Origin of the sequence: Mycobacterium sp. ENV421 (assembly GCF_002887815.1) — a bacterium.
GTDB lineage: Bacteria > Actinomycetota > Actinomycetes > Mycobacteriales > Mycobacteriaceae > Mycobacterium.
The window spans coordinates 1-10,627 of record NZ_PDHO01000061.1 but is presented as its reverse complement, the minus strand read 5'-3'; the positions used below and the strand labels follow the sequence as shown (position 1 = coordinate 10,627).

Genomic DNA, 10,627 nt, shown 5'->3' with positions numbered 1-10,627 from the left:
GCCCGCCCGACGACACGGGACGGCTCAACCGCGTTGCCACATCAGAATCATCACCCGGCAACCCAACTCAGCATCAAAACCCACTCGCGCCACCTACCACGCAAAATCCGGGCTAGTGCTCCTCGCCAGAAGCCGTCACGGGTGGCGGACCGTATCGGAAGACGGTCAGGCCGGCTGCCACCACGACCGCCGCCAGGGCGATCACCGGCGCGACCATGAAACGCGACATCGTCGCGCCGATGGTCGCGCCCGCGCACATCGTCGCAACCACGCTGTAGCGCAACTTCTCCCGCTGCCCGGTGCCGCCGGCGAGCCGGCTGTCGAAGCCGATCCCCACCAGCGTCGTCGTCAGCACCGTGGTGGACAGTTCCTGAATGCCGAACTGTCGGGCCGCGGCGTTCTGCCCACCGAAGGCCACCGCCAGCCCGGCGATCAGGATGAGCTTGCCGTCGTCGTGGTAGTCGACCACACCGCTACCGGCCAGGGCGGCCAGGACCGCCAGCAGCACCACCTCGGCGCCAAGCGCGGCGGTCAGCCAGGTCCGCACCGCCACCTCATGATCGAGGTGGCGCGCGAAGCGTCCGCCGAGCACCGTTCCGGCCAGAAAGCTGACGAACGCGACGACCGCGGCGGTCATGTCCACCCCGGAATGCGGCACGAACCAGAACCCCAGGAAGATCACGTTGCCCGTCATGTTCGCCACGAATACGTGACCCAGGACCAGCACGCTGATCGCGTCGACCAGTCCGGTCGCGAACGTCAGCAACAGCAAACCGACCACGGTGGAGCGTTGCGAGACGGGCGAGGCGACGGCCATCAGCCCAGTATCGCAACGAGTTACAGCTTGGGCGTCAGGTCCAGTGAGGTCACCGTCGTCATCTTGGTGACCAGCCAGTGCGATCCTTCGCGGGTCAGCTGGACGCGATACGACAGATACTTCGTCGCGGGAATGTCCTTGGTGAGCGGACTCTTCGACGTGGTGTTGGTGTAGACGATCGCAGTGGCTTCCGAGCCGGTCAGTGATTCGACGGCTGCGCCGACCACTTCGGTGCTGTTGGTGACCTTCGCCTGCTTGTTGGTCGGCACGATCGCGTCGACGTACTTGCGGTACTGATCCTCGAAATCGCCGGACAGGTACTTCGCCGATCGGTCCGGCAGCTTGTCCATGTCGTCGGGGGTGTAGGTCCACAGTGTCGTGATCGCGTCGGCGGCGGTGCGGGCGATCACAAGCTTGGTGTCGACGGTGGCCTTATCCATCAGGTACGGCTGGACGGCGGCACCCGCAAAAGCGCCCCCGGCGACGAACACGGCCGCCGAGGCCCCCACAGCGAGGGCAGTCTTGTTGCGGCTCAACCAGGTTGGCTGCTTCGGCGGTTCCGGGGCGGCCGGCTCCACAGTCTCGGCGTCGGCGTCGGTCGTCTCGTCCTCGGGCGCGGCCTCGGGTGCGGTGTCGGTCAGATCACCTGCAGCAGGTTGCTGATCTTCCACGGACCTCCTGCACCTCCTTCTTGGGTTGCGGTGACCACCCAGCGGCTGCCACTTTCAATGGTCTTGCCGTCGGGCATACGGGTTTTGGTGGTCGCGGCCACCACCACGTCGGCACTGCCGTCGCGGTTCCAGCGCTCGATACCGAGATCCTGGACGGTTCCCGTCGTCGGCTCGGCCCGCGCCACCTGGATGACGACCTCATTCATCTTGTCCTGGTACAGCTTTGCGAACTGCCCGGTGCCCTGCGCCAGCACCTTGTCGGCGTAGTCGTTGGCGTGGAACGGGTCGATGGACGTGTAATGCGTGACGAAGCCGCGAACGAAGCTGAGCACGGCGACATCCCGGACCGCGTCGTGCCGCTGGGTCTCGCGTTTGACCAGCAGCAGTGTGCTGGCGGTGATCGCGGCGATGATCAACACCGCCGCCAGCCCGGCGACCAGAGGCAGCACCCAGCGGCGCGGTTGCGGGTCGGGCAACCGGAACAGGTCCCGGTGGTCGGCGTCGAGCTTGCGGCGCGGGCTCACTTCGGCTCCCCGGCCGGGTTCGGCTTGGCCAGCACCGACAGATTGGCGACCTGCCACTGGCCGGCCGCCGACCTCTCGAAGTTCACCCGCACCGTGGCGGTGATCAGCCGTTGCTTGGGCGCCTCACCGCGCTGGCCCTGCATGAGCAGCAGCATGACGGCCTTGTCGCGGGTGTTGGTCAGCACGGCACTGTTGGTCACCCAGTAGTCGTTGTCGACGGGTCCGGCCTTGCGCACGGCGTCCTGCTGCGCAACCAGCTGCGGTCGGTAGGCATCGGTGGCCAGCCCGCGGGCCCGCGCGAAGTCGTTGTCGATCGACGTGACGTCATAACTCAGCATCTGCGAGACGATCCGGGGGCCGTCCACCGCCAACTGCTGGCGGGCCTGTTCGACCGCGAGTTCTGGTCGATACACCCCGAAGTAGGCCAGCGCGGTGGCACAGGCGGCCAGCACGGCGAGAACCGCCAACACCACACCGGCCAGTCGTCGACGGTTGGGGCGTTCGCCGTCGACGCGGCGGACCTCGGTGCGGGTGAGCAGGTCGGCGAAGGTGCGGCCGCGCGAGTCGAACAGCGGCCACAGCCAGCCGAGGAAGATCGCGGCCGTGTCGAGCAGATGGGCAAGATCGCGGACCAGCAGCCGCCACGGCCCGACCGGGCTGCCGTCCCTGCCGACCACGACGATTCCGGCCAGCGAGCGGCCCAGCGTCCAGCCGGTGATCGCCGGCAGGAGCAGCCTGTTGACCGCGACCGCCAAGAACACGACGCCGGCCACTGCGACCGCGACCCACCACAGCCATCCGCGCAGCGGCGCGGTCCACGCCACCAGCAGGCAGGTGATCACCACGCCGATACCGAAGAACACGTCGACCACGAATGCACCGGCCCGTGCCGACCAGCCTGCCGGCACCCCGGCGGGGGCCTCGCGGGCGATCTCGGTTGCGTCGACGTCGGCCTCGGCGCCGGTGTCCGCTTCGGGGACCGTCACCGTCACTTGCTCACCTGGTCGAGGTTGGCGATCTTGTACGTGCCTCCCTCAGGCGCCATCTTGACCCGCAGCCGATATCCCTGCTCCTGGTCTTGGGCCGCGGAGTTGGACACCTTCACCCGCACCGCGACCAGCACGTCCATCGAACCGTCGTCGTTGTGGCGTTCCACGGCCGCGCGCATGTTGGAGACCTGAACCTGGACCTTGGCGGCCTGATAGGCGTCGACCAGCAGCCCGCTGTAGAGGCTCGCCTGGGCCGCGAAATCGCCGGTCGAGCATTCGATGATCTTCTGCTGGCTGGCCGCCATCGCGGTCGCATCCGGCGCCTGGGTGGCGGTGACGCAGTCCTTGGCCGCGGCCAGCGCGACGGCCTCCGCGCGCTCCGCGGCGGCGCTCTTCTCGTGCGCCCGCAGTGCGAAGAATCCGCCGGTGGCGACGAGCAGGCCGGCGATCACCAATCCGACCGACACCACAGCCAGGCGGCGTCCGCTCAGTCGTGACCCGCGCGGCCCGAAGCCGTCGCTCGGTTCGGTCTCGTCGACCGGTGGGGTCGGATTCGCCGTCTCCTCAGCCGCACTGTGGTCGGCATCGTCGGCTGGCGGTGGGGTCAGCCGGCCGGAGCCAGCATCTCCTTCCATCCGTCGTCTCCTGTACTGCTCGAGTTCTTGACGTCGTATTTCACGCCATCGGGACCGGTCAACTCCCCGCTCTGCGGGCTGTAGACGGCCGTGTTGCCCGCTGCCGGGGTGTACGTGCACGGGTTCGGTTGTTGACCGTTGCACTGAACGGTGCCGGTCCCGGGTGGAGTGAGTGGGTCACTCGTCGGCGGTGTCGGGCCCGGCAGCAGATCGGCCGGCAACGGGTTCATCCCGTTGTTGATCGACGGTGCCGGTATCACGGTACCGGGGTTCACTGGCTGATCGCATCGAGCACCGGGCGCGGGGCAGTTCAGCACCTGGTTGGGGTCGCCGTACCAGGGGTTGTTGCCCAGTGGGGTGTAGGGCTCGCTGCTGCGGCACTCCATCGGCGTGGCGGCGCGTTTGCCGGGCACGTCGGCGCACGGGAAGTTACGCGCGCCGCGGACCACGTTGGCCGGGGTGTCCTTCGGGATCTTGCAGTAGAGGCCGTTCTCCACCGGCATCGGCCGCAGGTCCGCCGGAGCGCGCCACTGGCTGGCCGGCAGGAAGCCGGTCAAGCACGGCGGCGGCTGGTTGATCGTCAAACCGAAGTCCAGCGCGGCCTGGTGCGGGTACGGCGCCGACACCGACTGGGCGACCGATGCGCCCTGCGGAAGGAGCACCAGCGACTGCTCGACGCCCTTGTGATAGCGCTTGAGCATGTCCAGGATGATCTCGAGGTTGGCCAGCGTCTGCGGCAGCGCTTCCTGCACGTCGCTGAACACCGCGTTGACCGCGTCGGCGGTCGGTGCGGCCTGGCTCAACCCGTTGCGCAACGCCTGATCCTGCGCGGCGGTCTGGGTGGTGATGGTGTCGAGGTTCGCCGCCCACCGCTGGATCGCATCCGAGGAGTTGACCTGGCTGTCGACGACGGGCGCCGAGTTCTGGATGATGTCGTTGACGTCCTGGATGTTCGTCTTGAAGTCGGTGACGATCGCCTGCGTGCCGTCGACCAGACGTTGCAGCGCCGGCCCCAAACCGCCAACCGCCTGGGCGGTTTCGTTCAGCAGCACCGGGATCTTGTCGGCAGGTAGCGCCGCAAGCCCCTTGTTGGCAGCGTCCAGCGCCGGGCCGATCTCCTCCGGCACCGTCGACTTGGTGATCGTCTGCCCGGGCGAGAAGTACTGCCCGGGATTGCCGTCCGACACCAGGTCCAGGTACTGCTCGCCGACCGCCGACACCGAGTGCACGTTGGCGGTGGCGTCAGCCGGGATCTTGTACTTGTCGCTGATGCTCATCGTCGCCCGGACACCGTTCTCGGTGGGCTCCACCTCGGTGACGCGCCCGATGGTGATGCCCCGGTAGGTGACGTTGGCAGTCGCGTACAAGCCGCCCGAGGACGGCAGGTTGGCCTTCAGCTCGTACTGCCCGATACCTGCCAGCGTGGGCAGGCGCAGGAAGTACCAGCCCAGCACCAGCAGGGCGATCACGGTCAGCACACCGAACATGACGAGCTGCGTCTTGATGAAACGGGTCAACATCTAGCCGTCACCCCTTCACTCGCCGCGCTCGACATACGGTCCCCCGTCGGTCATGTTCGGGTGAGGCGTGAACCGGACATCCGGGATCATCGTCTGCGGGTCGCGGCCCCACGCCTGCTCGAGCGCACGCAGCATTCCGGACACACCGGTACCGGTGAGGAACGCGTTGTCGATCGAACTGAGCGTCAGGTCGAACGTGGCCGACGTGTTGATGTAGTCGCCGCGGATCACCTTCGGGATGTTGTCGATCGGGTACGGCGCGGTGATGACCAGCTTCAGCGAGTCGATCAGGTAGGGCGCCGCCCGGCCGAGCTGCTTCAACGGCCGCTGCAGTAGTGCCAGGTTGGTGTCGAAGTTCGCCCGCGCCTCCGAGAAGGTGTCGGCGGTGACCTTGCTGAACCGGCCGAGCGCCTCGACAGCACCGGTGAACCGGTCCCTGGCGTCGGCGAAATACTTGATCAGCGGCGGGAATTCGGTCAGCACGCGATCCAGGGTGTTGTTGCGCGCAGCCACGATCGACACCAGTTCGTTGGTCTTGTCGATCGCCCGGGTCAGGTCGTCCCGCTGCTGGTTGAGCTGATCGGTGAACGTGTCCAGCTTGGTCAAGAAGTCGCGGATCTGTTCGCCGTTGCCGTCCAGGATGTTGGCGACCTCGGTCTGGATGACCTCCAGGTTGGAGATGCCGCCGCCCCGAAGCACGGTGGCGATGCTGGCCAGGGTGCGTTCGGTCGTCGGGAACGACTGGGAGTTCTTCAGCGGGATCGTCGCACCGTCGCGCAACGGCTCGGGCGACGGGTTCGGCGGCGGATCAAGCTCGACATGCTGGGTGCCCAGCAGGCTGGTCTGGCCGATGCGCGCAATGGCGTTGGCAGGGAGCTTGACCCCCGGCTGCAGCCCCAGCGTCAACGTCGGGATCCAGTTCTTCAGTTCGATGGCACGCACCGTACCGACGAAGACGTCGGCGACCCGGACCCGACTGTTGACGTTGAGCGCCAACGTATCCGGCATCTGGACGTACACGGTCATGGCCTTTTCACCGGTGCCGGGACCACCCGGGATCGGCACGTTGGCGATACCGCGCCACCCGCACGACGTCAGGATCAGCGCCGTCAGCACCAGCACGAACCCCCGCCAGCCGTACCGACGGGTGGTGCTCAGAATCGTGCTCACTGTCCACCTCCCATCTCAGCGGGCAGCGGCGGACCCGCGGGTGCGGGTGCGGCCGGTGCCGGCCCGGCCGGGGGCGGGGCCCCGCCGTTGATCTGCTGCGAGACCGGCAACGGTCCCGGGACCACGTCCGGACCCGGCGGTGGCGGCGGGATCGCTCCCGGGTACCACGGCGGCGGCAGCGGATTGTTCTGGTCATACGAGTTCGACGGCGCGCCACCCCTCGGACCACCCGGCGGGTAGTTCACCGGATCAGGTCCACCCATCAACGCGGCCAGCGAGTCCGGGGTCAGCATGTTGGCGGTGAACGCCTGGACGTCGACGCCCTGCATGCCCGGCGCCACGATCCAGCCCTGCTCATGGTTGCCGTGCGAGAACAGCGTGTCGCGGGACCAGATGCCGGGCACCGTCGTGTCCTTGTATCCGGGCGGCGGCCGCAGCCGTTCCTCGGAGTAGGCGACGTACTTCGGCAGCGTCTCCGCCGTCGAGAACTGGTTCACGCCGAACGGCGGGAAGTTGAACTTGATGGCATCCATGATCGGCGCCAGGTACTGGGCGCACATCTCCGCAGAATCCTGGTAACCCAACCGACTGCCGGACTGGATCGCGCTGCAGATGAACTGCATCGGGTTGGCGAAGCTCGCGATCGTCGGAATGGCCACCAGCGCACCGTGCGTCGGGTGGTAGATGTTCTGCAGGTTGGCGGCCAGGTTCGGGTAGACGTGCAACACCGTCTCCAGACCGTTGCGCGACTCCGGCTGCAACACCTGAGTGGTGGTGTCGGAGAGGTTCTGGATGTCCTTGGTCAGCACCGAACCGTTGTCGTTGACGAACTTGCGCGCGGTGGTCAGCAAGGTGTCGATGTCCCTGACCGCCTTGGCGACTTCCTGATCGGAGTTGGAGAACGAGTTCGTGAACGTGGCCAGGTCGGTGTTGAGCGCCACCAGCTGCTGATCGCTCTTGTGCAGCGCGTTGACGAACAACGCCAGGCTCTTGAGAACGGCGAAGAAATCACCGCGACCCTCGTTGAGCGCGCTCACCGCATCGGACAGGGCCGTGAACGTGGTGTTGATCTGCTGGCCCTTGCCTTCGAGGCCGTTGGCGAAGGACTCCAGGACATCACCGAACGGGCCCTTGGGCTGTTCGGGTGTCGGGCCGAGTTTGGTGACGATGTCGGAGATCTGGTTGCGCAGGTCGTCCCATTCCACCGGCACCTGGGTGCGGTCGATCGGGATGACGGCGTTGTCCGCCATCACCGGGCCACCGGTGTAGGCCGGCGCCAGCTGGATCACCCGGGAGGCGACCAGGCTCGGGTTGAGGATCGTCGCGGTCGCGTTGGCGGGCACCTTGTACTTGTTGTCGTAGTGGAAGGTGACCTTCATCTTGTCGCCGGCCGGCTCGATCTTGTCGATCCCGCCGACCCGCACGCCCATGATCTGCACCCGGTCACCCGGATAGAGGGCCAGTGCCTCGGGGAAGTACGCCACCACCGTGTTGGTGGTCAGCTTCTCGTACAGCTTGTAACCGACCACCGCCACGACCAGCGCGATGACCACCACGAGGGTGCCGACGATGACCGACGTCCGAGACATCTTGGGCAGGCCCAGATTACGAATGTTGAAGACTGTCGACATTTACGCTCCCCCTCCCTGGTCGACGGGCGCCAAGTCACCGACCGGCGGCACCTGCGGTCCCGGTCCCGGCGGCGGGATCGGGCCGATCAAGGCGTTGGGCGGCGGGGCGTATCCGGGGATGTCAGTGGCCGGGCCCGGTGTCGGGGCGACCGGCACCGTGCGCGCCCCCGGCGGACCGGGTGCCAGCGGCGGGGCGGGCACACCCTGGATGCTCGGCGAGAGTTCACCCGGGAAGGCAGCGCTCGGAACACCGGGGGCGTAACCCGCGGCGGGGTTGGGCGCCGAGATCGGCACGTCGGCGCTCGGGTAGCCCCGCCCCCCGAACGGACCCTGGGTCAGCCCGGCGCACGGAAGCGGGTTGGCGTTCGTCGGGATGCCGTCCGGCGGCGGGGTGTACGAGCACGGCGAGCCGGGGCCGACCGCGGGGCCGGGATGGTCCGGCGTGCCTTCCAACGGGATCGGCGCCGGCGGTGGCGCACCGTTGGGCTGGCGCTGACCGTTGGGATCCGGGAAGCGGAAGGCCGGCAGACCCGCGTTGCGCCAGAACTCCTCGGGATCGATGCCGCGCTTCTTGAACGCGGCGTCCACCCACGGCTGCAGGATCTGGTACGGCACCAGGTTGACGACGAGCACCTTGAAGTACGGGCCGGAACCGATGGCCTCGGCCAGTGCGCCCATGAACTTCGAGGCGGTGATCAGCACGTCGGACAGATCCGTCTTGTGCTTGACCAGCACATCGCTGATCGTCTTCAGCTGCTCGAGAACGTGATTGAGGTTCGGGTTGTCGTTGACGAAGCCGGTGAACTGCTGGGAGATCAGCGAGATGTTGGACAGCAGCGAGTCGACCTCGGCACGGCGTTCGTTGACCGCGGCCAGCAGCGTCTGGGCGTTCACCGCGAGTCGGTTGATCTGCTCGCTGCGGTTACCCAGCACGGCGGCGACCTTGTTGGCGTTGGCCAGCAGTTGCTTGAACTGTTCGTCGCGCTTGCCGATGGTGTCGGAGAACCGGGCCACCCCGTCCAGCGCCGCACTCAGGTGCGGGTAGGTCTGATCGACGGTCTCCGACAACACATTCAACGATCGCTTGACGGTGTCGATGTCCCAGCCGGCGGCGGCCTTGGTCACGTCGAACACCGCGTCGTAGATCTGGTATGGCGTGGTGGTCTGGCCCACGGGCAGTACTCCGCTGGCCCGCAACAGCTTGCTGCCGCGGGGCTCGATCTCCAGGACGCGCTTACCCAGGATCGTCTCGGTGCGGATCGCCAGCCGGCTCTCGGTGCCGATCTGCCTGGCGCCCAGGTCGAATCCGATCAGCACCTTGTCGCCGTCGATCTTCAGCGATTTCACGGTGCCGACATCCATCCCAGCGATGCGGACCTTGTCGCCCGCGTTCAGCCCGGCGCTGTCGGTGAACTGGCCGTAGTAGTTCGGCTGGGCGAACAGCTGCGGAATGCCCGAAAAGCTTTGTCCCACGCCGATCACCAGGATGACGATAAGCATGCCCGCCAGGCCATTCCTGATGCGGTTGGAACCCTCTAGCGTCCTCATTGCGGCGTGCACCTACCCGTGGGCTGCTGAGTGATCTTCACGGTGCGGACCGGTCCACCCGGCTGCAGGCCGTTGAGCTTCAGGTTGATGTCGCACAGATAGAAGTTGAAGAAGTCGCCGTAGATACCGCCGGCGCGGCCGATCATCTTCACGGCTGCGGGCAGCTTGGTCAGCAGGTCGTCGAGCCGGTCCTGACCGTCGGCCAGCGGCTGCTGAATGGTCTCCAGCTTGGCGATGGTGTTCTGCAGCTGCGGGCGGTCGTCGGCCAGAAGATCTCCCAACGTGCCGGTCGCATTGCTGATGTCGGCGGTGGACTGGGCCAGCGGGTCGGCGCGGTTCTTCAACCCGGTGATCAGAACCTCGAAGTTGTTGACCGTCTGGTCGAAGTCCTTCTCGTGCTTGACCGTGGTGTCGAGCACGGTGTTCAGGTTGGTGATCACCTCACCGATGGCCTGATCGCGATCGGCCAGCGCGGAGGTCAGCTGAGCCGTCTGATCCAGGATGTCGTTGATGGTTCCGCCCTGCCCCTGGAAGACGGTGATCAGCGAGGAGGCGATGGTGTTGACCTTCTGTGGATCCAGCGCCTTGAACAGCGGCTTGAATCCGCCGATGAGTGCGTCGAGATCCAGTGCAGGCTGCGTGCGCGACATCGGGATGAAGCCGCCCGGCGGCAGGATCCGGTCGGCGCCCTCGCCGGTGCCGCGGTCGAGGTTGACGTAACGGTTGCCGATCAGGTCCTGGTAGCGGATCTGGGCGGTGGTCGACTGGTACAGCGGCAACGAGCGGTCGACGTTGAGCGTCACCTGCACGCGGTCGCCGTTGCCGATGAGCTTGATGTCGGACACCTTGCCGACCTCGACGCCGCCGGCGCGGACGAACTGACCGTCCCGCAGACCGCTCGCATTGCTGAATTCGGCTGTGTACGCGGTCGTTCGGTCGAAGCGGAACTGCCCGAACACGATGACGATGACCGCCGTGAAGAGCAGCAGCACGAACGAGAATGCCGCGAGTTTGACTGCTGTGCCAGTGATTCTCATGGGTTGATCGTGTTCTCCCCGACTTGGCGACCCCACACGTACTCGGTGAGGATGGGCTGGCCGAGCTCGAAGTGGTTGTACGGCG

Annotated in this window: 11 protein-coding genes; all 11 read right to left on the bottom strand. The window is 66.7% G+C overall.

Annotated features, from left to right (window positions below; translation table 11 throughout):
• Positions 1 to 112: 112 nt before the first annotated feature.
• A complete protein-coding gene (locus CRM90_RS28630) occupies positions 113 to 817 on the bottom strand; it encodes a YoaK family protein (RefSeq protein WP_102810255.1) in 705 nt (234 codons plus the stop codon).
• 20 nt (positions 818 to 837) lie between these two features.
• Positions 838 to 1,488 (bottom strand): Mce protein, encoded by a 651-nt coding sequence (locus CRM90_RS28625; protein WP_233209565.1) that lies wholly within the window; start codon positions 1,486 to 1,488, stop codon positions 838 to 840.
• A complete protein-coding gene (locus CRM90_RS28620; protein ID WP_102810254.1) occupies positions 1,455 to 2,012 on the bottom strand; it encodes an Rv1363c family protein in 558 nt (185 codons plus the stop codon). Before CRM90_RS28620 ends, CRM90_RS28625 begins: the two co-directional genes overlap by 34 nt.
• A complete protein-coding gene (locus CRM90_RS28615) occupies positions 2,009 to 3,004 on the bottom strand; it encodes an RDD family protein (RefSeq protein WP_233209564.1) in 996 nt (331 codons plus the stop codon). The genes CRM90_RS28620 and CRM90_RS28615 overlap by 4 nt, the downstream gene beginning before the upstream one ends.
• The gene (locus tag CRM90_RS28610) at positions 3,001 to 3,636 is read right to left on the bottom strand and encodes an Rv1363c family protein (RefSeq protein WP_102810253.1); all 636 of its coding nucleotides are present in this window, start codon (positions 3,634 to 3,636) and stop codon (positions 3,001 to 3,003) included. Before CRM90_RS28610 ends, CRM90_RS28615 begins: the two co-directional genes overlap by 4 nt.
• Positions 3,606 to 5,156 (bottom strand): virulence factor Mce family protein, encoded by a 1,551-nt coding sequence (locus CRM90_RS28605; RefSeq protein ID WP_102810252.1) that lies wholly within the window; start codon positions 5,154 to 5,156, stop codon positions 3,606 to 3,608. Before CRM90_RS28605 ends, CRM90_RS28610 begins: the two co-directional genes overlap by 31 nt.
• A gap of 15 nt (positions 5,157 to 5,171) precedes the next feature.
• Positions 5,172 to 6,317, bottom strand: coding sequence for a virulence factor Mce family protein (locus CRM90_RS28600; protein ID WP_233209566.1), 1,146 nt, complete (start codon positions 6,315 to 6,317; stop codon positions 5,172 to 5,174).
• 5 nt (positions 6,318 to 6,322) lie between these two features.
• Positions 6,323 to 7,957, bottom strand: a complete 1,635-nt coding sequence (locus tag CRM90_RS28595) for a virulence factor Mce family protein (protein ID WP_102810251.1) — start codon at positions 7,955 to 7,957, stop codon at positions 6,323 to 6,325.
• Positions 7,958 to 9,505: an MCE family protein gene (locus CRM90_RS28590; protein ID WP_102810256.1), complete on the bottom strand. Its 1,548-nt coding sequence runs from the start codon at positions 9,503 to 9,505 to the stop codon at positions 7,958 to 7,960. It abuts the gene before it with no gap.
• Positions 9,502 to 10,542 carry a virulence factor Mce family protein gene (locus CRM90_RS28585; protein ID WP_102810250.1) on the bottom strand — a complete coding sequence of 347 codons (1,041 nt, stop codon included), beginning with the start codon at positions 10,540 to 10,542 and terminating at the stop codon, positions 9,502 to 9,504. The genes CRM90_RS28590 and CRM90_RS28585 overlap by 4 nt, the downstream gene beginning before the upstream one ends.
• Positions 10,539 to 10,627: MCE family protein (locus CRM90_RS30405; RefSeq protein WP_142391457.1), on the bottom strand; the 89-nt coding region annotated here is incomplete at its 5' end. The genes CRM90_RS28585 and CRM90_RS30405, both read right to left, overlap by 4 nt.

Excerpts from the sequence above, each read along its gene's own strand:
- CRM90_RS28585 (WP_102810250.1), bottom strand. The coding sequence starts at position 10,542 with ATGAGAATCACTGGCACAGCAGTCAAACTCGCGGCATTCTCGTTCGTG.
- CRM90_RS28630 (WP_102810255.1), bottom strand. The coding sequence starts at position 817 with ATGGCCGTCGCCTCGCCCGTCTCGCAACGCTCCACCGTGGTCGGTTTG.
- CRM90_RS28605 (WP_102810252.1), bottom strand. The coding sequence starts at position 5,156 with ATGTTGACCCGTTTCATCAAGACGCAGCTCGTCATGTTCGGTGTGCTG.
- CRM90_RS28595 (WP_102810251.1), bottom strand. The coding sequence starts at position 7,957 with ATGTCGACAGTCTTCAACATTCGTAATCTGGGCCTGCCCAAGATGTCT.
- CRM90_RS28610 (WP_102810253.1), bottom strand. The coding sequence starts at position 3,636 with ATGGAAGGAGATGCTGGCTCCGGCCGGCTGACCCCACCGCCAGCCGAC.
- CRM90_RS28590 (WP_102810256.1), bottom strand. The coding sequence starts at position 9,505 with ATGAGGACGCTAGAGGGTTCCAACCGCATCAGGAATGGCCTGGCGGGC.